Origin of the sequence: Rossellomorea aquimaris TF-12 (assembly GCF_001648555.1) — a bacterium.
In the GTDB taxonomy this organism is placed as follows: Bacteria; Bacillota; Bacilli; order Bacillales; family Bacillaceae_B; genus Rossellomorea; species Rossellomorea aquimaris.
Genome location: NZ_LQXM01000025.1, coordinates 259953 through 282906 on the forward strand (window position 1 = coordinate 259953; position 22954 = coordinate 282906).

The 22954-nt window shown below is 37.4% G+C and carries 23 protein-coding genes; 3 read left to right on the top strand and 20 right to left on the bottom strand.

Annotation, left to right across the window (positions count from 1 at the left end):
- Positions 1-254 precede the first annotated feature (254 nt).
- The 9 genes from rplI to IQI_RS07880 all read right to left on the bottom strand — a co-directional run bounded on the left by rplI (position 255) and on the right by IQI_RS07880 (position 8075).
- The gene (rplI, locus tag IQI_RS07840; RefSeq protein ID WP_064092087.1) at positions 255-704 is read right to left on the bottom strand and encodes a 50S ribosomal protein L9; all 450 of its coding nucleotides are present in this window, start codon (positions 702-704) and stop codon (positions 255-257) included.
- Positions 701-2674: a DHH family phosphoesterase gene (locus IQI_RS07845; protein WP_064092088.1), complete on the bottom strand. Its 1974-nt coding sequence runs from the start codon at positions 2672-2674 to the stop codon at positions 701-703. The genes rplI and IQI_RS07845 overlap by 4 nt, the downstream gene beginning before the upstream one ends.
- A gap of 33 nt (positions 2675-2707) precedes the next feature.
- Entirely contained in the window at positions 2708-3631 is a 924-nt protein-coding gene (locus tag IQI_RS07850) for a YybS family protein (RefSeq protein WP_082892628.1), read from the bottom strand.
- Positions 3632-3961: 330 nt separating this feature from the next.
- Positions 3962-4198 carry a 30S ribosomal protein S18 gene (gene rpsR, locus IQI_RS07855; RefSeq protein ID WP_064092089.1) on the bottom strand — a complete coding sequence of 79 codons (237 nt, stop codon included), beginning with the start codon at positions 4196-4198 and terminating at the stop codon, positions 3962-3964.
- Positions 4199-4248: 50 nt separating this feature from the next.
- A complete protein-coding gene (ssb, locus tag IQI_RS07860) occupies positions 4249-4758 on the bottom strand; it encodes a single-stranded DNA-binding protein (protein ID WP_064092090.1) in 510 nt (169 codons plus the stop codon).
- A gap of 76 nt (positions 4759-4834) precedes the next feature.
- Positions 4835-5122 (bottom strand): 30S ribosomal protein S6, encoded by a 288-nt coding sequence (rpsF, locus tag IQI_RS07865; protein WP_034764776.1) that lies wholly within the window; start codon positions 5120-5122, stop codon positions 4835-4837.
- Positions 5123-5463: 341 nt separating this feature from the next.
- Positions 5464-6564 (bottom strand): redox-regulated ATPase YchF, encoded by a 1101-nt coding sequence (gene ychF / locus IQI_RS07870; RefSeq protein ID WP_064092091.1) that lies wholly within the window; start codon positions 6562-6564, stop codon positions 5464-5466.
- A gap of 391 nt (positions 6565-6955) precedes the next feature.
- Positions 6956-7153, bottom strand: a complete 198-nt coding sequence (locus tag IQI_RS07875; RefSeq protein ID WP_064092129.1) for a DUF951 domain-containing protein — start codon at positions 7151-7153, stop codon at positions 6956-6958.
- 13 nt (positions 7154-7166) lie between these two features.
- Positions 7167-8075, bottom strand: coding sequence for a mechanosensitive ion channel family protein (locus IQI_RS07880; RefSeq protein ID WP_064092092.1), 909 nt, complete (start codon positions 8073-8075; stop codon positions 7167-7169).
- A 259-nt stretch (positions 8076-8334) separates the two neighbouring features.
- Between IQI_RS07880 and yyaC the strand changes: the two genes are divergently transcribed.
- Positions 8335-8952 (top strand): spore protease YyaC, encoded by a 618-nt coding sequence (yyaC, locus tag IQI_RS07885; protein WP_064092093.1) that lies wholly within the window; start codon positions 8335-8337, stop codon positions 8950-8952.
- A 44-nt stretch (positions 8953-8996) separates the two neighbouring features.
- Here yyaC and IQI_RS07890 read toward each other — a convergent pair whose 3' ends face one another.
- The 11 genes from IQI_RS07890 to rpmH all read right to left on the bottom strand — a co-directional run bounded on the left by IQI_RS07890 (position 8997) and on the right by rpmH (position 19552).
- Entirely contained in the window at positions 8997-9710 is a 714-nt protein-coding gene (locus tag IQI_RS07890; RefSeq protein WP_064092094.1) for a DUF554 domain-containing protein, read from the bottom strand.
- A 150-nt stretch (positions 9711-9860) separates the two neighbouring features.
- The gene (locus IQI_RS07895) at positions 9861-10709 is read right to left on the bottom strand and encodes a ParB/RepB/Spo0J family partition protein (RefSeq protein WP_064092095.1); all 849 of its coding nucleotides are present in this window, start codon (positions 10707-10709) and stop codon (positions 9861-9863) included.
- Complete coding sequence (locus IQI_RS07900; protein WP_064092096.1) at positions 10702-11463, bottom strand: ParA family protein; 762 nt, start codon at positions 11461-11463, stop codon at positions 10702-10704. The genes IQI_RS07895 and IQI_RS07900 overlap by 8 nt, the downstream gene beginning before the upstream one ends.
- A 440-nt stretch (positions 11464-11903) precedes the next feature.
- Positions 11904-12764, bottom strand: coding sequence for a nucleoid occlusion protein (noc, locus tag IQI_RS07905; protein ID WP_064092097.1), 861 nt, complete (start codon positions 12762-12764; stop codon positions 11904-11906).
- Positions 12765-12913: 149 nt separating this feature from the next.
- Entirely contained in the window at positions 12914-13630 is a 717-nt protein-coding gene (gene rsmG / locus IQI_RS07910) for a 16S rRNA (guanine(527)-N(7))-methyltransferase RsmG (RefSeq protein ID WP_064092098.1), read from the bottom strand.
- A 21-nt stretch (positions 13631-13651) separates the two neighbouring features.
- On the bottom strand, positions 13652-15544 hold the full coding sequence (gene mnmG / locus IQI_RS07915) for a tRNA uridine-5-carboxymethylaminomethyl(34) synthesis enzyme MnmG (RefSeq protein ID WP_064092099.1): 1893 nt from the start codon (positions 15542-15544) through the stop codon (positions 13652-13654).
- A gap of 58 nt (positions 15545-15602) precedes the next feature.
- Positions 15603-16988: a tRNA uridine-5-carboxymethylaminomethyl(34) synthesis GTPase MnmE gene (gene mnmE / locus IQI_RS07920; protein ID WP_064092100.1), complete on the bottom strand. Its 1386-nt coding sequence runs from the start codon at positions 16986-16988 to the stop codon at positions 15603-15605.
- Positions 16989-17346: 358 nt separating this feature from the next.
- A complete protein-coding gene (gene jag, locus IQI_RS07925) occupies positions 17347-17964 on the bottom strand; it encodes an RNA-binding cell elongation regulator Jag/EloR (RefSeq protein ID WP_064092101.1) in 618 nt (205 codons plus the stop codon).
- Positions 17961-18749, bottom strand: coding sequence for a YidC family membrane integrase SpoIIIJ (gene spoIIIJ / locus IQI_RS07930; protein ID WP_064092102.1), 789 nt, complete (start codon positions 18747-18749; stop codon positions 17961-17963). The genes jag and spoIIIJ overlap by 4 nt, the downstream gene beginning before the upstream one ends.
- A gap of 146 nt (positions 18750-18895) precedes the next feature.
- Positions 18896-19267 carry a ribonuclease P protein component gene (rnpA, locus tag IQI_RS07935; protein ID WP_064092103.1) on the bottom strand — a complete coding sequence of 124 codons (372 nt, stop codon included), beginning with the start codon at positions 19265-19267 and terminating at the stop codon, positions 18896-18898.
- Between the two features lie 150 nt (positions 19268-19417).
- Positions 19418-19552: a 50S ribosomal protein L34 gene (rpmH, locus tag IQI_RS07940; RefSeq protein ID WP_064092104.1), complete on the bottom strand. Its 135-nt coding sequence runs from the start codon at positions 19550-19552 to the stop codon at positions 19418-19420.
- Between the two features lie 567 nt (positions 19553-20119).
- Between rpmH and dnaA the strand changes: the two genes are divergently transcribed.
- Positions 20120-21463 (top strand): chromosomal replication initiator protein DnaA, encoded by a 1344-nt coding sequence (dnaA, locus tag IQI_RS07945; protein ID WP_064092105.1) that lies wholly within the window; start codon positions 20120-20122, stop codon positions 21461-21463.
- A gap of 203 nt (positions 21464-21666) precedes the next feature.
- Positions 21667-22803 carry a DNA polymerase III subunit beta gene (gene dnaN / locus IQI_RS07950; protein WP_064092106.1) on the top strand — a complete coding sequence of 379 codons (1137 nt, stop codon included), beginning with the start codon at positions 21667-21669 and terminating at the stop codon, positions 22801-22803.
- Positions 22804-22954 lie beyond the last annotated feature (151 nt).

Sequence of the window (22954 nt, forward strand, 5' to 3'; positions counted from 1 at the left end):
AGCAAATGGGGCAAGCAGAGGAGGAGTGGTTCCCCCAACTGATTGATTTGAAATGACCTCGAGCCTCTTATTAGCCCCGCCGCTAGACAATTTGAAAAACAAAACCATAGTTCTACCTATCTATATAAAAATAAGAAAATGTTATTTCACCGAAAAAATGTGATCAGGAAATAATCCAGATCACATTTTTACAACCTATATTCATTTTAACATGTTTTTAGCCAAATGAAGTTACCAAATTTCGTATATTTTTATTAAGATTCTTCTGTTACATGAACCTTTAACGTTGCGGTAACATCCGTGTGTAACTTAACCGGTACGTTTGTATAGCCAAGTGTACGAATAGCATCGTTCATTTCAATTTTACGTTTATCGATTTTTAATTCGAATTCTTTCTTTAATACTTCAGCAATTTGTTTACTCGTGATTGATCCGAACAAGCGTCCACCTTCGCCTGATTTCGCCTTCATCTCAACCGTCAGATCTTCTAGCGTTGCTTTTAATTTTTTGGCTTCTTCCAGTTCCTCTTGAGCAACTTGTTGTTCTTTTTTCTTTTGACCCTCAAGCTGACCAATGTTTGCGTTAGTTGCTTCTACAGCTAGTCCTTTTTTAAGAAGGAAATTATGAGCATAACCGTCTGCGACATTTTTCACTTCGCCTTTTTTTCCTTTACCTTTTACATCTTTTAAGAAAATTACTTTCATGATTCTTTTCTCCCCTCATAATAATCATTTAATGCTTCTTTTAATTGTTCTTCAGCTTCATAAACTGAAACATCTTTTATTTGAGTGGCTGCATTCGTTAAATGTCCGCCACCTAGTAAGCTTTCCATAATAATCTGTACATTGACATCACCTAATGAACGAGCACTTATGCCAACTGTATCTGTCTCCCTTTTCGAGATGACAAAGGAGGCGATGACTTCATCCATCGTTAGTAAGGTATCAGCTGCCTGGGCAATCAAAACGGGATCGTAAATCTCAGCTTCATCTGCTTTCGCAATAGCAATCCCTTCTCGATAGAATTCTACTGATTCAATTAATCGTGCTCGCTTTATATACGTGTCTACATCCTCTTTAAGGAACTTCTGAACTAAAACGGTATCTGCACCTTGCGCTCTTAAGTAGGACGCAGCATCAAAGGTTCTCGAGCCTGTGCGGAGGGTAAAACTTTTCGTATCGACAATGATCCCAGCTAATAAAGATGTTGCTTCTAACATGCTAATTTTCTCATGTTTTGGCTGGTACTCTAAAAGCTCTGTCACAAGTTCTGCCGTTGAAGAAGCGTAAGGCTCCATATACACAAGTAATGGATTTTTTATAAAATCCTCTCCACGTCGGTGATGATCAATCACGACAACTTTCTCAACCTTGTTTAAAAGCTTTTCATCAATAACCAACGAAGGTTTATGAGTATCCACGACAACGAGCAACGTATCATCAGTAGCCATTTCAAGAGCTTCCTCTGGTGCAATAAAACGGGAGTGAAGATCTGAATTATTTTTAATTTCCTTCATCAATCGTTTTACGCCGTTATCGATTTCATTGAAATTCAAGACAACATAGCCTTCTCGTTGATTCATTTGCGCCACTTTACGAATTCCGATTGCGGCTCCAACAGCATCCATGTCTGGGTGCTTATGTCCCATAATAATAACCTTGTCACTCTCAATCATGATTTCCTTTAATGCATGTGAAATGACTCGGGCACGTACTCGAGTACGTTTCTCCATGGGATTTGTTTTTCCGCCATAGAATTTAACTTTTCCATTGGTCTGTTTGATAGCTACCTGATCTCCACCGCGACCAAGTGCTAAATCCAAGCTAGATTGAGCTAACGTACCCAATTCAGGAAGGGATGATACCCCTGTTCCAACCCCAATACTAAGAGTAAGAGGAACATTTTGCTTAGAGGTTGTATCCCGAACATCATCAAGAATACCGAATTTTTCTTTTTCTAATACTTGAAGAATTTTTTCGTTTATCACAGCGATAAAACGTTCAGAAGAAACCCTCTTCAAGAACACTCCATACTCTTTTGCCCATTTGTTCAGAATAGACGTGACGAGACTGTTTAAACTACTCCTCGTTTGATCGTCCATTCCTTGTGTTAATTCATCATAGTTATCTAAAAAGATAATTCCAATATTCGTGCGTTCGTCATGATATTGCTTCTCTATTTCCTTTTGTTCTGTTACATCAAAAAAATAAAGAAGCTTCTCTTTTAATTTTAAAACAACATGATATTTTCTCTCATTTATCGTGACAATCTCAGAATCGACTTCTTGCTTAATTAAAGGAACCAGAGACTCTGCTACATCGTAAAGAGACCTTCCAACGACTGTGTCTTCATTAAAACAGGAAGCGAGAAACGGGTTTGTCCATTCTATGTAATATTCATCGTTTATGAGCATAATTCCAATAGGCATCTCCATTAGGGCTTCTTCTCCAACTCGTTTCACCCTGTAGGATAAAGTGGAAATATACTCTTCTGTTTCTTCGTGTGATCTTTTCTCAAAATAGAAAGCAAGATAATACACGATTCCAAAGACAATCAACCCAATTAACGATATAATCCATTTGTAAAAGGCGATGGATACTAACAAAAGAGCTGTTAATATAGCAAGACCGTACAATGGGTAGCGGATCATTCGCTTATTAAAATAAGATGGCATGATTTCAGCTCCTGGAACTTAAATTTCAACTATCTATGACTTCCGTTGTAGGCGTTGTCTTAGATCAAACCCTAAGTCAATTATACCTAAAATTCGCACGAGATAAAGAAGAGGAATAGAAATGATTGTAATTAATATCAAAATACCTTTAGACCATCCCTTGGTATAACTATAAAAATAGAGGAATGACAAGCCTTGAACTGCCATTAAAGATTGTAATACATACAGCACATTAATTAGCGCTGTGTAAATGTATGTTCCTTTTTCAGGTTGTAAAACAATCGTTAGTACTAGAGTAACAAGATAGTACCAAAGTATACTCTTAGGCAGCTTCCATTCCCTAAATGGTTGAAAAGCAGGAACATCAACTCCTAAGCGCTTCATAATAGGAAAATTAATAATCATAAAGAATAATGCAAGAAAGACAGCCATTCCTAAAAATAATGTAGGCATTAAAGTCTGAATAAGACTGACAGAGCTTTCGAGGCTATCAATGATTTCTTTATCCGGTTGTTGACCCAATTTCTCAAATAAAGAATGGTACATCGTTTTTGATTGCTCTAAACTATCCTCTACAATATTCATATTAAAGAATGCAATAGAAATAGCATACCATACGACAATATTGAGAAGGAGTGTAAGACTAGAAGCCATTAACAATCTCATTTTATCAAATTTTGCTTTTATACCCCAACCAATCACAATTCCAGTCGTTCCAATTGCAAAGGCAAGTGGAAGGGTAAGGATTCCCCCCAGTAAACCTGAAATAAGGATAACTCCAACAAACAAAAATAAAGCCTGAGGTAACGGATGCTTAGCACTATACATCATGACTGGCAGTGGCAATAGAAAAAAAGCGACTGAACCAATTAGTGGAACATAAAGACTTAATAATAGTAAAACAGTGTAGATGGCGAGCATTAGCGCACCTTCTGTTAGTACACGAGTATTTTTCACTCAAAACTCTCCCTACCGTAAATTCAAAAGTTGCAATAGCATTATCATATCAATTTTACGTACGAATTTCATCTTTACTACTCACAGGAAAAATGAAAGGCTCAACAAAAAGGATAATTCTGTGAAAGAATCTTGTCTAATCTAGTATATACATAATAATTGAATGAATATGTGTTCCAATTAGATAATGAATGCTTAACTGCTGCATCACTCTCTTAAAACTTTCTATGTAAGCACCTTTTGAAAGATAGACTCTTAGGTGTTGTTATCCTAATACGAACTAAAAAAAGCAGTAGAGAACAAGTCTCTACTGCTTTCATGTCTTAATTATTACTCACCAGTAACATATGGAAGTAATGCCATTGTACGAGATCTTTTGATCGCACGAGTCAACTTACGTTGGTACTTAGCATTTGTTCCAGTTACACGACGTGGAAGAATTTTTCCACGCTCAGAGATAAATTTCTTAAGAAGATCAACATCTTTGAAATCGATATGTGTAATTCCGTTTGCTGTGAAGTAGCACACCTTACGACGTCTACGTCCACCTCTACGTCCTCCTGCCATTTGTTTTCGCCTCCTATCTGTTTCTATTTTGTGTTGCTGGTATGATTCGCTTAGAATGGTAAATCGTCATCGGAAATGTCGATCGGTTGACCGTCATTTGCAAATGGATCTTCATCTACGCGTGTATGGTTATTGTTGTTATTGCGTTGTTGATTCTGATTCTGACTATACGGATTGTTTTGGTCTCGTTGACCTCCACCCGAATAGCCCGGACTTCCTCCACGATCTCCTTGATTCGCACTACGTGGCTCTAAGAACTGAACGCTTTCTGCTACAACTTCCGTCATAAACACTCGACGTCCATCTTGTCCTTCGAAATTACGCGTTTGAATACGACCGTCAACGCCAGCTAAGCTGCCTTTTTTAAGAAAGTTTGCTACATTCTCTGCAGGGCGACGCCATACAACGCAATTAATAAAATCTGCTTCTCGTTCTCCTGATTGATTCGTAAAACTACGATTCACTGCAAGGGTAAACGAAGCAACAGCTACTCCACTTGGAGTATATTTTAATTCAGGGTCTTTGGTTAAACGCCCTACTAATACAACTCGGTTCATCATCAGAATCAACCCCTTCCTTCTAGTCTACTGTTTCACGTGAAACAGGTATAGAAGTGTTTATCTTAAAACGTACGGATTATTCTTCTTCTTTAACAACGATATGACGGATAATATCATCGCTGATTTTAGCTAAACGATCGAATTCGTTAACTGCATCAGAAGTAGCGCTCATCTTAACTAGTTGATAGAAACCATCACGAAAATCGTTGATTTCATACGCTAAACGACGTTTACCCCAATCTTTTGACTCGATGATTTCCGCGCCATTTGTAGTTAAAACGTTATCGAAACGCTCAACAACAGCTTTCTTTGACTCATCGTCAATGTTTGGGCGGACAATGTACATAACTTCGTACTTTCTCATCTGAATGTCACCTCCTCGTGGTCTATGCGGTTCTTTCTTTGCGAAAGAACAAGGAGCAATGCGTTCATTACTCACGAAATAAAATTATAGCATAACTTCTCTACTATTGCAATATATCGTAGGATAACTGATAGTTTTATTAAAAATACGCTGTTTATTTCTCTTACTACTCAATAAGTGAAAGTCGATAATTATATGTAATAAAAGCATGGTTTCGATAATATCGGATAGATTTCAATAATAGAAAAAACGTATTTGATAATAAAATCGTGACTTTATCAAACCTTTTTTGTCAAAATAAAGAAAAAAGACCGGATTTACACCCAGTCTCTTACAAAAACTTATACATTAAAACGGAAGTGAATAACATCTCCGTCTTTTACGAGATATTCCTTACCTTCTAAACGAACTTTACCAGCTTCACGGGCTGCTCCCATTGTACCTGCTGCAACTAGGTCGTCATAGGATACGGTTTCCGCACGAATGAATCCTCTTTCAAAATCTGTATGAATGACACCAGCACATTGAGGAGCTTTCATTCCTTCACGGAACGTCCAAGCACGTACTTCTTGTACACCTGCTGTAAAATACGTAGCCAGTCCAAGCAATGAATAGGTTGCACGAATAAGCTGGTCTAATCCGGACTCTTCGATGCCTAACTCTTGCAGGAACATCGCTTTTTCTTCGTCATCAAGCTCCGCGATTTCCGATTCAATTTTCGCACAAACTACAATCACTTCAGCATTATCTTGTTGAGCAAATTCACGAACCTTTTGAACGTATTCATTATCAGAAGGATCCGCGATTTCATCTTCACTTACGTTCGCCACATATAATACAGGCTTCGAAGTCAGAAGGTGAAGTTGTTTAACAAGCTTCGTTTGTTCCTCAGAGAATTCAACTGTACGAGCTGGCTGCTCCGCTTCAAGGGCATCCTTAATTTTCACAAGAATATCATGCTCGAATACAGCTTCTTTGTCTTTTTGCTTAGCCATTTTTTGAACTCTGGCTAAACGCTTATCCACTGTCTCAAGGTCAGCTAAAATAAGCTCTAAATTAATTACTTCAATGTCAGCGATTGGGTCTACTTTCCCGGAAACATGTGTAATGTTGTCATCGGCAAAACAACGAACAACCTGACAAATTGCGTCTACCTGGCGAATGTGAGACAAGAACTTATTACCTAGTCCTTCACCCTTACTGGCACCCTTTACAATTCCGGCGATATCTGTGAATTCAAAAGCAGTCGGAACCGTTTTCTTCGGTTCTACAAGCTCAGTTAATTTATCCAAGCGATGATCAGGAACCTCAACAATTCCTACGTTGGGATCGATTGTACAGAAAGGGTAGTTAGCAGATTCAGCACCTGCTTTTGTAATTGCATTAAATAATGTTGATTTACCTACGTTAGGCAATCCAACAATACCAGCTGTTAAAGCCATTTTGGTCACTCCTCATATATATTCATATCTATAGTAAATAGGTTATCATCTAAAACTTAGTCAATGGTCGAACCTTTCACAATTATAGAGATAATAGAGGAAAAAGACAAGTAAAGGTTGTGGGATGTTGGGGACCTCTTTTAACCCCCTACCTGTATAGGTGGTGTACTGTATGTTGAGTTCACATTTTTTCACATTTCAGCTGTTTTTTCGCACATTCTTTCTTGATTTCCGCACATTTCTTATTCACTAGACTCTTAATCCTAGTTAAATCATCGCGAATACCCCAGCCAAACAAAAAAGGACATCCAATTGAATTGGATGTCCTTTTAGTAAGAAAAGAAAGCATTGATGGGATTAGATTAAGGAAAAAACGGGTAAAAAAGAGTAATTATTCTTCTGTATTACTAATTACTTTTTTCATTTTTTTAGAAAAATCTTTCCTTGGAATCATGACACTGTGGCCACACCCTACACATTTAATTCGAATATCCATTCCCATGCGAATCACTTTCCAGCGGTTTGTTCCACAAGGATGAGGTTTTTTCATTTCAACAATGTCATTTAATGAGAACACTTTTTGTTCCATTGGCTTTTCCTCCTCATTCGCTTTCAAGTCTTTTTTGTTTTTCTTCAAGAGGCTGAACCTCTTCTTCTCTCGAATACATCACCATACGAGGGAATGGAATTTCAATACCGTGTTGATCAAGACATAGCTTAACCTCTTTACGGATCATTCTTGCAATATACCAGTGTCTCATAGGAGTTGTTTCCGCCACAACCCTCATCACTACATCAGATGCCCCTAATGTTTGAACACCTAGAAGCTCTGGAGGATTAACGAGATCCTCATATTTCTGAGGAAGGGTTAAAAGGAGTTCGTGCATTACTTTTTCTGCCTCTTCAATATTTTCCTCATATGCAATGCTCACATCAACGACAGCAACACTATTATGAATAGAATAGTTTGTTACCTCTGTTATATTACCATTGGGGAAAATATGCAATTCTCCCGTCCAACTTTTTATTTTCGTTGTACGGAGGCCGATTTCTTCGACGCTTCCTTCGGCTGAACCAATTCGAACATAGTCACCCACTGAGAACTGATCCTCGAAAATAATAAAGAATCCTGTAATAATGTCACGAACGAGATTTTGTGCTCCAAACCCAATCGCTAAACCGACAATACCCGCTCCGGCAATTAATCCCTTCACATCAATGTCGAGTGTCGAAAGAATAGTCATCATACTAATAAAATAAATAACATACGATAATACATTTTCTAATAGTTTTAATAGAGTCGCTTCTCGCCGCTCTGAAATCTTCAGTGGTGATCGAGAGCGAACTTTAAATACATTACGTATCGCTGATTTCCCTAATCGTAATGCAATATATGTAATGACAATAATGGCGACAATTTTTATTGAACCCTGCCCGATGGCAAGCCACATATCATTGTCTATCAGTTTATCTACTGCTTCCTTTGCATCATCTTTTATCTTATCATCCATATGAATTCCTCCACTTGTCGTTCATTAAGAAGTAATCCTTATTCTATCAAGTTTCCCATTAGATGGGTAGCATTAACCTCATATTGTAATAAGTTTGTGAAATTGTTTATTTTATGAAAAATGCCTTGGAACTATGTATGAAAAAGAGTAATGCTCCGTATACTGATAATACCCAGAAAAGCGAAGGAACTTTGTTCTCATACTTAATGGTTCCTTCTAATTTGATTGTTTAACCATTTATTCAAAAGGAGTGGAAGCAATGAATCTTAAAAAAGGATTATTTGAACGAAAGCCTGAACCCTTTAGAGTTCTTCATGATGAAGAACTCGCGTCACAGGAGCTTTCTATTCATTTATCTTCCATGCTTCCAACTCTTTATCGAACAAAACCCATCGTATTTGTATGCATAGGAACAGACCGGTCAACGGGTGATTCTTTAGGTCCACTAGTTGGTACATTATTAGAAGAACAAGCCGTTAAACCATTTCATGTGTATGGCACGTTGGATGAGCCGATTCACGCAGTTAATCTGGAAGAAAAGCTCTTTGAAATATCAAAAAAGCATGTAAATCCATTTATTGTTGGTGTAGATGCATGTCTCGGACGCTTGAAGAGTGTAGGAGCGATTCAAATATGTGAAGGTCCTTTAAAGCCGGGAGCAGGAGTTAACAAGGAACTACCAGAAGTCGGACAAATCCATCTTACGGGCATAGTGAATGTTAGTGGATTTATGGAATTCTTTGTTCTTCAGAATACTCGTCTAAATCTAGTCATGAAAATGGCCAAAACAATCACCGAAGCCATTGTGTTAGCAGGGCAAAACGTCGAACGGAAAAATGCCATTAGTGTAGAGAAATGGAGAAAAGAGCTTCAATAAACAAAACGGAGAAGGTAGATACCTCTCCGTTTTGTTTCGTAATATTAAATATACAGTGGATAGGCATGGATTATTCCAACAACGATTCCAACCACAATGATTCCTGGAAGCAGGTTCGCTACTCTAATTTTTGTAATCCCTATAAGGTTCAAGCCGATAGCAAAAATCATAATTCCTCCTGTTGAGGTCATTTCTACTATGTAAGCATCCATTAGCTGTTGTGGAACCCATTGATGAATTTGAGTCGCAAAGAGGGCAATGAACCCTTGATATAGGACAACTGGAATAGCAGAAAACATAACCCCTATACCTAATGTTGTAGTAAGGATTAAAGAAGTGAAGCCATCAATAATCGATTTCGTAAGAAGTACATTATGATCCCCCCTAATCCCACTGTCTAAAGCCCCAATTACAGCCATTGCTCCTATAACAAAGATAAGCGTTGCCGTGACAAAGCCTTGAGAAATAGACGTCTCTTTACGACTTCCTAGCTTTTTTTCTAACCAATTTCCGATGGCATTTAATTTGTCCTCTAAGCTCATCCACTCTCCCCACGCGGCTCCTAAAGCTAAACTGATAATGACTATAAGGAAATTTTCGCTCTTTAATCCCATTTGTAAACCTAATACGACTACAGCTAATCCAATAGCTTTCATAATCGTACCCTTCATTTCCTCTGGAATACGGTGAAGTACCTTTCCAAGTAGAGTCCCAATGATGATACACAATCCATTTACCAGCGTTCCCAATAATACCATGACGTTCCCCTTATCTCTGTATGAAATTCAAGAAGCAGCTACTAATTACTACTCTTTATACAAGAGAACTGGCTTCCAAGGGGCTTATCTTTCCTTGGAAGCCAGTTCTTATTCTCAATACAAAACTCTCTGGAATTCATGATGAGCATACTATTCCTGCTGTAATAACTCTAGAATACGCTCCAAGTCTTCTTTAGAAAAGAACTCCAACTCAATTTTCCCTTTTTTCTTAGAGTGTTTAATTGTAACAGTTGTACCAAATCGTTCCCGAAGGATAGATTCTTGTTCTTGAATGAAAACATCTTTACGTTTTTCTTCTTTCTTTGTTTCACGTGAAACATTTTCATTCATTTCCTGGATGATTTTCTCTAATTGACGTACATTAAGGGACTCTTTAAGAATTCGGTTTACAACCATGGAAAGGTTATTCTTTTTCTTAAGTCCGAGAAGGGCTCGTCCATGCCCCATTGTTAGCTTTTCTTCAGAAATAAGCTCTTGAATGGGTACAGGTAAGGACAAAAGGCGAATATGGTTCGCAATATGAGGTCGACTCTTCCCTAACCGCTTCGCTAATTCCTCTTGAGTAATCTTTAACTTCTCTATTAACATCTGGTAAGCTGCGCCTTCTTCAATCGGTGTTAAATCTTCTCGCTGAAGATTTTCTAAAACGGCAAGCTCCATCATTTGTTGATCATTTAATTCCCGAATAACCACAGGAACCTCGGTAAGTTTCGCAGCTTTAGCAGCTCGATAACGACGTTCCCCTACAACGATTTCATATCCTTTTATTGTTTTACGTACAATAATGGGCTGAAGTATTCCATGCTCTTGAATAGATTCTTTTAATTCATCAATCGCTTGAGGATCAAAGATTTTTCTTGGCTGATAAGGATTCGGACGAATCTCTTTAATCTTTATTTCTTGAATGGTTTCTTCGTTTTGAGTTGTTTGGACATTTGCAAATAAAGCATTTATACCTTTACCTAAACCTTTAGCCATTCGCCGCCACTTCCTTTGCTAGTTCTAAATAAACTTCTGCTCCCCTAGACTTAGCATCATAAATGATGATAGGTTCACCGTGACTAGGTGCTTCACTTAAACGAACATTACGTGGAATAATTGTGCGATACACTTTATCTTGAAAATACTTTTTAACTTCTTCAATAACTTGAATTCCTAGATTTGTTCTGGCATCAAGCATCGTTAATAAAACACCATCAATCATTAAATCGTGATTGAGATGCTTTTGTACTAATCGAACGGTACTCAATAGCTGACTTAATCCTTCAAGTGCGTAGTATTCACATTGAACTGGAATAATGACAGCATCTGAAGCAGTCAGTGCATTGATCGTTAACAAGCCTAACGATGGAGGACAATCGATGATGATGAAATCAAAGTCATTCTTTACTTTTTCTAATGCTTTTTTCAAACGAACTTCTCTGGAAATTGTAGGAACGAGTTCTATTTCTGCTCCCGCTAAGGAGATTGTTGCCGGTACAATCGATAAATTTTCTACTTTTGATTGTTTAATGGTTTCTTTCACATCAACATCGTCTACTAATACATCATAGATACATTGATGGACGTCCCCTTTTTCTACTCCTACGCCACTAGTGGCATTCCCTTGTGGATCTATATCTACTAACAAAACCTTTTTTCCTATATAAGCAAGACAAGCTCCCAAATTCACTGATGTTGTGGTCTTCCCAACACCACCCTTTTGGTTTGTAATAGCTACAATTCTGCCCAAGGTTGTCACCTACCTTTTGACTTCCTAAGATTGGTCAAATTTTCTTTACATTATTCTTATATTCTATCAAAATTCCCAAGTAAATGTCTGTTTCTTTTAAAAAAAGAGAGTAATAGTTGATTTCCGCTCCAGGTTGCTCGCTTTCCGCGGGGCGGGCGGTGAGCCTCCTTGTGGGCGCCTGTGGGGTCTCACCTGTCTAGCTCCGGTGCTTATGCGCTAGAGGTCATAAGCCCCTAAGCAAATCCCCTCCGCTTATCCGACCTTCCCGCTATTCCCGCAGTAGTCGAGCACCTTCCGCTCTAATCAACCTTTGCGATATAAGCCTTAAAAAAGACTCTATTTAAAGACATAAGGAGACATATTAACAAACATCTTCCATTCTGCTCATACAAAAAAGTGAGAAACGATTCCGAAATGTTTCTCACTTTTATACTATGAATCTATTTTTTTTTAGGTATACGAATAGTGAATTGATAGAATTCTTCATGTTCTTCTTCTTCAGAATCCAGGTTAATTCCGCTATCAGACACCATGGATAGAGATTGACGTATGGTGTTCACAGCAATTCGCATATCCTTACTAAATGCTTTACGTCTTGGTTTAGGCTTTTGAGAAGTGCCTTCTTGCATTTTCACTACTCGATCCTCTGTTTGCTTCACATTAAGTCCTTTTTCTATAACTTCTTCTAGAAGCTGAATTTGCTTTTCAGGGTTCTTTAATGGAATTAACGCTCTCGCATGACGCTCTGTAATATGCTTATCTAATACTGCTACTTGGATTTCTTCTGGAAGCTTTAGGAGACGAAGCTTATTCGCCACAGTAGATTGTCCTTTTCCTAAGCGTTGAGCAAGAGCTTCTTGGGTTAGATTATGCAGCTCTAAAAGCTTTCCGTAGGCAATCGCTTCTTCAATAGGAGAAAGCTCTTCTCTTTGTAAGTTTTCGATTAAAGCGACGGAAGCTGTTTCTGTATCACTAAGGTTTTTTACAATTGCCGGCACTGTATCCCAGCCAAGTTTTTGAACCGCTCTATAACGTCGTTCTCCTGCAATGATTTCAAACTGATCTTCTTCGAATTGTCGAACCACAATCGGCTGGATAATGCCGTGTGTGTGAATGGTTCTGGATAACTCTTCTATTTTCTCATCATTGAAAACCGTTCTTGGTTGAAAGCGATTTGGGACGATTTGGGAGACGGGGATCTTCTTAACCTCATCTCGATCTTCCACTACACTTGATTCTTCAGATTCAACATCTTGCTCCTTTTCACCTAGGCCAAAAAATCGAGAGAAAGGATGCTTCATCTTCCTACACCACCTTTAAGAAACTCCCTATATTTATATTCTTTAAAATATGACAAGTTCCTGCCTTATCTATAGACATTTTCTCACATATGATGACATTTAGTAAGTCCATATCCCTAAGTAGGCAGGAGAAGCACAATTTGCACTTCCTATTCTAACGGTAATTTATTTGGTGTCCCAGGCTTTCTGGGATACTTATTCGGAGTTTCTTTTACTTTTTTTATTTTTACGATGTTTCGTTCACTTTCCTCTTCAGGTAACACAAAGGAGTATATTTTTTCTGTTTGACCACCCAGTAATGTTATGGCTTTTTTCCCAACAGATAACTCTTCCTTCACATTAGAAGCTTTCATGGCAACAAAATGGCCGCCCTTTTTTACAAGGGGTAAACATAATTCACTTAAAACAGACATTCGTGCAACAGCTCTTGCTGTAACCATATCATATTTCTCTCGATGATCTTTGTTTTTCCCAAAACTCTCCGCACGATCATGATAAAAATTCATGTTGTCTAAACCTAATTCGTTGGATAAATGGTTTAAAAACGAAATACGTTTGTTTAAGGAATCAACAATCGTTATATGTAAGTGAGGAAAGCATATTTTGATTGGAATACTAGGAAAACCCGCTCCTGCTCCTACATCACATATATGTGAAACGTTAGAAAAATCAACATAAAAAGCAGCACTAACAGAGTCGTAAAAATGTTTTAAATACACTTCTTCTTTGTCTGTAATAGCCGTTAAGTTCATTTTTTCATTCCACTCAACTAAAAGCTCATAATATCGCTCGAACTGATCTAATTGCTGAGAAGAGAGGGAAATCCCCTTCTCCTCCAGCATATTTTGAAATTCAATTACATTCATTTATTTACCCTTCCTTTACCTCTATTGATCACCTGATACTTTGGCAATTTTCCCTTGTTCGATATAGACGAGTAAAATAGAGATATCAGCAGGATTCACTCCTGCTATGCGTGAAGCTTGTGCTAAAGAAAGAGGCTGAACCTCTATCAGTTTTTGTCTAGCTTCTGAAGCTAAACCACCAATTGCTTCATAATCAATATTTTCAGGAATCCTTTTGTTTTCCATCTTCTTCATTTTATCGACCTGTTGAAGAGATTTTTCAATATATCCTTCGTACTTCACTTGAATTTCAACCTGTTCTTCTACATCCGAGTGAAGTTCCACATCGCTTGGGGTTAATAATTTAATGTGGCTGTAATTCATTTCAGGTCGTTTCAATAAATCAACTGCCAGAATACCATCTTTCAGTTCACTGCCGCCTGCACTGCGGATCACAGATTGAGTTTCCTCGGTAGGCTTAATTCTTATCCCTTCAAGACGTTTCTTCTCAGCCTCAATGGCTTCTTTTTTCTCAGTGAATCGTTGATATCGATCGTCTGAAATCAATCCTATTTTCTTTCCTATATCCGTTAGACGAAGGTCGGCATTGTCATGACGTAACAATAAACGATATTCAGCGCGAGAAGTTAACAAACGATACGGTTCGTTTGTGCCTTTTGTTACAAGGTCATCAATGAGAACCCCAATATAGGCATCAGAACGGCTCAAAATGACTTCATCTTTATCAAGTGCACGGCAAGCAGCGTTGATTCCTGCCATTAACCCTTGTCCAGCCGCTTCTTCATAACCAGATGTTCCGTTGATTTGCCCTGCCGTATAAAGATTTTTTATCTTTTTCGTTTCAAGAGTCGGCCATAATTGAGTTGGTACGATAGAATCGTACTCAATCGCATAGCCTGCTCTCATCATTTGCACTTCTTCTAACCCTGGAATCGTTTGAAGAATTTTTTGTTGTACATCCTCAGGTAGACTTGTCGATAAACCTTGAACGTATACTTCCTGAGTGTTTCGACCTTCAGGCTCTAAGAAAATTTGATGACGTGGTTTATCATTGAAACGAACCACTTTGTCTTCAATTGAAGGACAATAACGTGGACCTGTCCCTTTAATCATTCCGGAATACATTGGAGAACGATGTAAGTTATCATCAATTAGTTGATGGGTCGTTTCGTTTGTATATGTTAACCAGCACGGGAGCTGATCCGTAATATACTTTGTCGTTTCGTAGCTAAAGGCTCGCGGAACATCATCACCAGGCTGTATTTCTGTTTTAGAATAGTCAATAGAAGCGCTATTCACACGTGGTGGTGTACCTGTTTTAAAACGCACTGTATCAAATCCAAGCTCATGTAAATGGTCAGAAAGCCTAATAGAAGGCTGTTGGTTATTAGGACCGCTCGAATATTTTAGATCTCCTAAAATAATTTCTCCGCGTAAGAAGGTACCTGTAGTTATTACAACCGTCTTAGCACGGTATGCCGCTCCCGTCATAGTAACGACACCTTTACATTCGCCATCTTCTACAATTAACTCCTCAACCATTCCTTGAAGAAGACTAACGTTCGGTTCATTTTCGATTGTACGTTTCATTTCATGTTGATAAAGGAATTTATCTGCTTGCGCTCTTAATGCTCGCACAGCAGGACCTTTCCCTGTATTTAACATTCTCATTTGAATATGTGTTTTATCTATATTGCGCCCCATTTCTCCACCAAGAGCGTCAATTTCTCTTACAACAATTCCTTTTGCTGGTCCACCAACTGATGGATTACATGGCATAAAAGCAACCATATCTAAATTAATGGTAACCATTAATGTTTTAGCTCCCATACGTGCAGAAGCTAAACCCGCTTCAACACCAGCATGTCCAGCACCAATGACAATGACATCATATTGTCCTGCGTCATATTGCATGGTTTGTATTTTCCTCCTTGTAGGGAACTAAAGCTTTTGCTCCCACAGTTAATGATGTTTATTTTCCTAAGCAGAATTGAGAAAACAGTTGATCAATCAGACTTTCATGAACACTTTCACCAATGATTTCACCTAAAAGCTCCCATGTTCTGGTTAAATCAATTTGAGCAATATCAATAGGTGTTCCCATTTCTACACTATTAATTGCTTCATTTATAGAAGAAGAAGCTTGATTTAATAATGCGATGTGACGACTATTGGATACATAGGTCATATCCCCGGCTTCTAAGGAGCCTGCAAAGAATAAGGATGAAATCGCTTCTTCAAGCTCATCGATTCCTTGCTCTTCAATCAGCGAAGTTGTGACTAACTGATGATTTTCGGCAAGTTCTCGAACTTTCTCTATATCCATTTTTTGAGGTAAGTCCGTTTTGTTTACAATGACAATCACGTCCATGCCTTTTACTGCTTCAAACAGCTGTTCATCCTCAAATGTCAGTTCATCAGCATAATTTAATACAAGTAAAATTAAATCTGCTTCTTTTAATACTTGTCTGGAACGCTCTACACCGATTCTTTCAACAATGTCTTCGGTTTCTCGAATTCCAGCTGTATCAACTAATCGCAATGGCACTCCACGAACGTTAACATATTCTTCAATGACATCACGGGTTGTTCCTGGTATATCCGTAACAATGGCTTTGTTTTCATGAACAAGACTATTTAGTAAAGAAGATTTCCCTACATTGGGGCGTCCAATTATAACCGTTGACAGTCCCTCACGAAGAATTTTTCCTTGTTCTGACGTACGGATTAATCGATCAATTTCATCTCGTACTCTCTTCGACTTCTCTAGTAATACTCGATGTGTCATTTCTTCCACATCATCATACTCAGGATAATCGATATTCACCTCTACTTGAGCCAGTGTTTCTAAAATTTCCTGACGCAATGTTCTTATTAAATTTGAAAGGCGACCTTCCATTTGATTAAGTGCGACATTCATGGCACGGTCTGTTTTCGCACGGATTAGATCCATGACTGCTTCAGCTTGTGAAAGGTCGATTCGACCATTTAGAAAAGCTCGCTTCGTAAATTCTCCCGGCTCTGCTAAACGTGCGCCGCTCTTAAGGACAAGCTGCAACACTTTATTCACTGAAACCAATCCACCGTGACAATTGATTTCGATAATATCCTCACGTGTAAACGTTTTTGGACCCTTCATTACTGAAACCATTACTTCTTCCACTACTTGATCAGTTTTCGGATCGACAATATGCCCATAATGAATGGTATGAGAAGCAAAATCCTTCATAGAGCTTCCTTTCATTCCTTTAAAGACTTTATTCCCGATATCAAAAGCTTGATCACCACTTAAACGTACAATTGCAATGGCTCCTTCTCCCATAGGAGTGGAAATAGCAGCGATTGTATCAAATTCCATTGTATTCACCTCTCTTTTTTTCTTAGTTGATCTATTTATATGAACGATATAGTAGAGAGCAAAGTTTCCCCAAATTATTAGAATATCACAATCCTATTTAATACTAAAGAAGGGAAACCGGCCAACAAGCTCCAAATAATGTTATCCACAAACACGTTTCTTCATCATTATTATTTTAACTTATCCACATGTGAATAACAATAAACCGACCTTAAAAGAAACAACCTCTAAAATTAGAGAGTTTTTAATACGTAAATAAATGTGAAAGATATTTTATCGAAAATCGCAGAATCATTTTAATAGAGTGCTTTAATGAATAAAAAAATAACGATCCCCACAGGAATCGTTACTTTTTACTCTATTTCGGCGAGATCACTATATATCGATTTGGTTCTCTTCCTTCAGAAAACGTATCGACAGTCGTAGATTCAACCAGAGCTGTATGAATTACTTTTCTTTCATATGATGGCATCGGTTCTAACGAAACTGAACGATTTGTACGCAATGCTTTTTCCGCTAAACGTTGTGCTAGAGTCGTTAACGTTTGCTTTCGTCTAGCTCGATAGTTTTCAGCGTCCAAAACGATGTTTAAAAATTGTTCTGACGTTCGATTTGCTGCCAATTGAGTTAAATGCTGAAGTGCATTTAATGTTTGTCCTCTTTTACCAATTAAAAGAGCCATTTTTTCCCCAGATAATTGAAACTCTATGTCTCTTCCATTCTTCTTCACTTCAATGGTTGGTTCTACTCCCATTTCACGCGCGACAGATAATAGAAAATCCTGTGCTTCCTTTACTGGATCGATTGCTTTTTTAACTTGAACGATTGCCGGTCTTCCACCAAACAAGCCGAACAAGCTTTTTTTACCTTGATCAATGATGTTAATTTCTGCATCTTCTTTGGTGATCTTCAGTTGAGACAAGGCTGATTCAATGGCTTCTTCCACCGTTTGACCAGTCGCTTCTACTTCTCTCACTTTTTCTTTCCTCCCGAATTCCCACCAGCTTTTGCCGTTTGTGCTTCTTTAATTTCAGGGCCTTTAATAAAGTACGTTTGAACAATCATAAATAGATTCCCAACTACCCAATAAAGTGATAATGCTGCCGGAAAATTAATAGCAAAAATGATAATCATGACTGGCATAATATAAAGCATCATCGCCATTTGTGGATTTTGATTTGCTGTACCTGCCATCATTAATTTTTGTTGAATAAACGTTGTGATACCCGCTACTAAAGGTAAAACATAAATTGGATCCGGATTTCCCAGGTCAAACCATAAGAAGTTATGATCTTTAATCGCTTCTGTTCTCACAATCGCATGATAGAAACCAATTAAAATCGGCATCTGAATGATAAGAGGAAAACACCCTGCTAAAGGATTTACTCCGTGACTTTGGAATAAAGCCATCGTTTCTTGTTGAAGCTTTTGTTGAGTTTGTGCATCCTTAGAGCTATGTTTTTCACGAAGCTTTTTCATTTCCGGTTGTAAAGCTTGCATAGCTTTAGAGTTTTTCGTTTGTTTAATCATTAATGGCAGGATCGCTAAACGGATAATTAAGGTAACAATGATGATTGCTAAACCATAAGATCCACTAAAGAAATCTGCAACTAATGTAATTAATTGTGATAAAGGATATACAATATATTCATTCCATATTCCGCTACTTTCAGGGGTAATCGGCTGATTATATTCCGTACAACCTGAAAGTAGAGCCATTAGCCCAATGATTGCCATTAGAGCTATTAATCTTTTTTTCACCCTCAATTTCCTCCCAACTAATATGCTTCCAATAATATTTAAGGACGTGTTCCCTCAATCTCTGCTAAAAAAGTACAATCTCTCGTATTGTAACATTTTTTTTAGATTATGTGATGACGAAACCTGTCTTAATCGTGAATAGTTTTTTACTTTTTACTATCATATTTGCCAAAAGAAGACCTTTTCAATACTTTTCCTCTTTTTAGCACATGGGTAAGACTACTCTTAACCTCATGAAAATTCATTTCGGCCGCCGGTTTTCTGGCGATGATTAAATAATCGTAGTTTCCTTGAACATCTTCTTTTAACTCTAAAAAAGATTGTCTAACATAACGTTTGATTTTATTTCTACAAACGGCATTTCCTATTTTCTTACTAACAGAAATTCCAATACGGAAAGGTTGAGGCTCTTCTTTTTTTAATAGATATAAAACGAATTGCCTATTGGCATACGACGTTCCTTTTTTAAAAATCTCCTGGAACTCTTTATTCTTTTTCACTCTTTGATCTTTACGCATTGGCCACACCTATTTTTCAATTTTGATTTTCATTGGCTTATTTATATGAAATTATATGCCATGTTCCTACTAATTCAAAATACAAATAAGCCAAATGAATCCTTTTCCATATATAACGGAAAAAAAAGACCACTGAGTCAGTTCAGTGGCCTAAGCAGATAATACTTTTCTTCCCTTGCTACGACGACGAGCTAAAACATTACGTCCGTTTTTTGAGCTCATACGTGCACGGAAACCGTGTACTTTACTTCTTTTACGATTATTTGGTTGAAACGTTCTTTTCATCTATGACACCTCCCTGAAGGATTCATCTTTATAAGTTAAAGACATACTCCACTATTATAAAGACGTCACCTATAAAAAGTCAACAGTGAGATTATTTTTCTTTAGAACGTTCTACAAGATCTGCACCATTTCTATAAAAAAATGGCCTGTGGATAGTATTCGACACCATTTGAAATTATCCACAACACATATTGACAAGTTTTTCACAAGTTCATGTCTTGTGGACAATTTCATTCCACAAGCTCCCTGGGTTGTGGATAATATTTAAAAAGCATTGCACCTCTAAGGATATTTTGATATGATTATTGTGTTTTCACTCTTAATAACTACGATCATGAATTTGATTTATCCACAAAATGTGGATATCGTGTGGGTAACTTATTCAGATGGTTTGTAAAACGTTGTCCACAGGTGGTGGATATTGTCGAAAAACCAAACTCTTTCCTTATTATATATATTTTCCACATTCATTAAATTGTATTTTTATTAAATAGAGAGAATGAAGAACGTTTATCCGACGTATATGTTGTACAGAAGTTATACAAAAGAGAAAAGGAGGGAGTATACTTGGAGAATATCGGAGATCTTTGGAGTAAAGCCTTGGAAAATATCGAAAAGAAAATCAGTAAACCTAGTTTTGATACTTGGTTGAAATCGACGAAGGCTCATTCCATTCAAGGGGATACTCTTGTCATTACAGCTCCAAATGAATTTGCTAGAGATTGGTTAGAAGGACGGTATTCTCAATTAATCTCTGGGGTTTTATATGATATTACAGGCGAAGAACTCGTTGTAAAATTTATTATTCCTCAAAACCAGGAACCAGAAGAGTTTGATATTCCGGTACCACCGAAAAAATCTTTAAAAGATGATGATAATCAAGATTTAAATCAAAATATGTTGAATGCTAAATATACTTTTGACACATTTGTTATCGGATCCGGAAACCGATTTGCCCATGCAGCTTCCTTAGCTGTAGCAGAAGCACCGGCTAAAGCCTACAACCCTTTATTCATTTATGGGGGAGTTGGTTTGGGAAAAACTCACTTAATGCATGCTATCGGTCATTATGTATTAGAGCATAATCCAGCTGCTAAAGTGGTGTATTTGTCTTCTGAAAAATTCACAAATGAATTCATTAACTCTATTCGTGATAATAAAGCCGTAGACTTTCGTAATAAATATAGAAGCGTAGACGTTTTATTAATAGACGATATTCAATTTTTAGCTGGAAAAGAGCAAACTCAAGAGGAATTTTTCCATACCTTTAATACATTGCATGAAGAAAGCAAACAAATTGTTATTTCCAGTGATCGTCCTCCAAAGGAGATTCCTACATTAGAAGACCGACTTCGTTCTCGATTCGAATGGGGACTAATTACAGACATTACACCTCCAGATCTCGAGACACGGATTGCAATCTTACGAAAAAAAGCAAAGGCAGAAGGATTAGATATTCCTAATGAGGCCATGCTTTATATTGCCAATCAAATTGATTCTAATATTCGTGAGTTAGAGGGAGCATTAATTCGAGTAGTTGCTTACTCTTCTCTGATTAATAAAGATATAAATGCTGATCTTGCAGCCGAAGCATTAAAAGATATTATTCCAAGCTCAAAGCCTAAGGTCATTACCATACAAGAAATTCAACGGGTAGTTGGAGAGCACTTCAATGTCAGACTTGAAGATTTCAAAGCGAAGAAGCGTACGAAATCCATAGCCTTTCCTAGACAGATTGCTATGTACCTTTCTAGAGAAATGACGGATTCTTCTCTCCCTAAAATTGGGGAAGAATTCGGAGGAAGAGATCATACTACGGTCATTCATGCTCATGAAAAAATTAGTACAATGCTCGGAGCAGATGCTTTACTTCAGCAGCAACTCAAAGAAATTCGCGATTCTTTAAAATAATTAGTACAACCGATAAGTGAATACTGTTGATAACTAACACCAACTAGCACACAGTCTGTCCACATGTGGATAGGCTGTGTTTCCGTTCGATTCACACACTTATCCACATATCAACAGGCCCTACTAGTACTATTACTATTTTAAATAAATTATTAATATATGTTTCAGTCCATAAAATTATGTGCAAATTGGAGGAAAAAATCATGAAATTTGTTATTCAAAGAGAGGCTCTTGTTCAAAGTGTTCAAGATGTAATGAAAGCCGTAACATCAAGAACGACGATTCCCATTCTTACAGGAATTAAAATTATCGCTACTGAAGAAGGTGTAACCTTAACTGGAAGTGATTCAGATATTTCAATTGAATCCTTTATTCCTAAGGAAGAAGAAGGCTCAGAAATCGTTGAAATAATGGATAATGGTGGAATAGTCCTTCAAGCGAAGTTTTTCAGTGAAATTGTAAAGAAATTACCGAAGGATACTGTTGAAATAGAAGTTCAAAATCATTTTCAAACCGTGATTCGCTCTGGTAAAGCAGAATTCAATTTGAATGGTTTGGATCCAGAAGAATATCCACACCTTCCTCAAATTGAAGAAGGAAACGGAATTAAAGTTTCTACGGATCTTTTAAAAACAATGATTAGACAAACAGTATTCGCAGTGTCCACCTCAGAAACACGCCCTATCTTGACAGGTGTAAACTGCCAGATTGCAGACGGGGAATTAAGCTGTATTGCAACAGATAGTCACCGACTAGCAATGAGAAAAGCTCCAATCGAAACAATTCACGATGCGTCTTACAATATTGTTATTCCAGGTAAAAGCTTAAATGAGTTAAATAAAATTCTGGATGATACAGATGAACCGGTAGAAATCGTCATCACTGAAAACCAAGTTTTATTTAAAGCAAAGCATCTTTTATTCTTCTCTCGTTTACTAGAAGGGAATTATCCTGATACAAGCCGTCTGATCCCTTCTGATACAAAAACGGAGCTTACTCTTAACACGAAAGAATTTTTACAAGCAATTGATCGTGCCTCTCTATTAGCAAGAGAAGGAAGAAATAACGTGGTTAAACTTTCAACCCTTGAAGGTGGAATCATTGAAATTTCCTCCAATACACCAGAGATTGGTAAAGTTATAGAAGAGGTTCAGAGTGAATCAGTTGAAGGGGAAGATTTGAAGATTTCCTTTAGCGCAAAATACATGATGGATGCACTAAAAGCCATTGAAGGAACTGAAATCTACGTGAATTTCACTGGAGCTATGAGACCTTTCGTCTTAAAACCTCTACATGATGATTCAATCCTTCAATTAATCCTACCTGTAAGAACGTATTAATTATTATTTCAGAAGCCAATGCCTAGAAGAGAAAGGCATTGGCTTTTTTTATGAGGTTGCTTTTTGTTTGTCAACTACTAGTTTCTTCTCGAAAATAGTAACAATATCTTTCCGAAAACAGCTTTTAAAAAACAGTTCCAAGTCTTACTAA

What these genes read in the sequence shown, in the direction of transcription:
- rpmH (WP_064092104.1), bottom strand. Translation starts at nt 19,552, where the DNA reads ATGAAAAGAACGTTTCAACCAAATAATCGTAAAAGAAGTAAAGTACAC.
- dnaN (WP_064092106.1), top strand. Translation starts at nt 21,667, where the DNA reads ATGAAATTTGTTATTCAAAGAGAGGCTCTTGTTCAAAGTGTTCAAGAT.
- ssb (WP_064092090.1), bottom strand. Translation starts at nt 4,758, where the DNA reads ATGATGAACCGAGTTGTATTAGTAGGGCGTTTAACCAAAGACCCTGAA.
- rplI (WP_064092087.1), bottom strand. Translation starts at nt 704, where the DNA reads ATGAAAGTAATTTTCTTAAAAGATGTAAAAGGTAAAGGAAAAAAAGGC.
- IQI_RS07845 (WP_064092088.1), bottom strand. Translation starts at nt 2,674, where the DNA reads ATGCCATCTTATTTTAATAAGCGAATGATCCGCTACCCATTGTACGGT.
- rnpA (WP_064092103.1), bottom strand. Translation starts at nt 19,267, where the DNA reads ATGCGTAAAGATCAAAGAGTGAAAAAGAATAAAGAGTTCCAGGAGATT.
- IQI_RS07880 (WP_064092092.1), bottom strand. Translation starts at nt 8,075, where the DNA reads ATGGATGATAAGATAAAAGATGATGCAAAGGAAGCAGTAGATAAACTG.
- rpsR (WP_064092089.1), bottom strand. Translation starts at nt 4,198, where the DNA reads ATGGCAGGAGGACGTAGAGGTGGACGTAGACGTCGTAAGGTGTGCTAC.
- IQI_RS07875 (WP_064092129.1), bottom strand. Translation starts at nt 7,153, where the DNA reads ATGGAACAAAAAGTGTTCTCATTAAATGACATTGTTGAAATGAAAAAA.
- yyaC (WP_064092093.1), top strand. Translation starts at nt 8,335, where the DNA reads ATGAATCTTAAAAAAGGATTATTTGAACGAAAGCCTGAACCCTTTAGA.
- IQI_RS07895 (WP_064092095.1), bottom strand. Translation starts at nt 10,709, where the DNA reads ATGGCTAAAGGTTTAGGTAAAGGTATAAATGCTTTATTTGCAAATGTC.
- rsmG (WP_064092098.1), bottom strand. Translation starts at nt 13,630, where the DNA reads ATGAATGTAATTGAATTTCAAAATATGCTGGAGGAGAAGGGGATTTCC.
- mnmG (WP_064092099.1), bottom strand. Translation starts at nt 15,544, where the DNA reads ATGCAATATGACGCAGGACAATATGATGTCATTGTCATTGGTGCTGGA.
- rpsF (WP_034764776.1), bottom strand. Translation starts at nt 5,122, where the DNA reads ATGAGAAAGTACGAAGTTATGTACATTGTCCGCCCAAACATTGACGAT.
- IQI_RS07890 (WP_064092094.1), bottom strand. Translation starts at nt 9,710, where the DNA reads ATGGTATTATTGGGAACGCTGGTAAATGGATTGTGTATCATCATTGGG.
- mnmE (WP_064092100.1), bottom strand. Translation starts at nt 16,988, where the DNA reads ATGGAATTTGATACAATCGCTGCTATTTCCACTCCTATGGGAGAAGGA.
- ychF (WP_064092091.1), bottom strand. Translation starts at nt 6,564, where the DNA reads ATGGCTTTAACAGCTGGTATTGTTGGATTGCCTAACGTAGGTAAATCA.
- noc (WP_064092097.1), bottom strand. Translation starts at nt 12,764, where the DNA reads ATGAAGCATCCTTTCTCTCGATTTTTTGGCCTAGGTGAAAAGGAGCAA.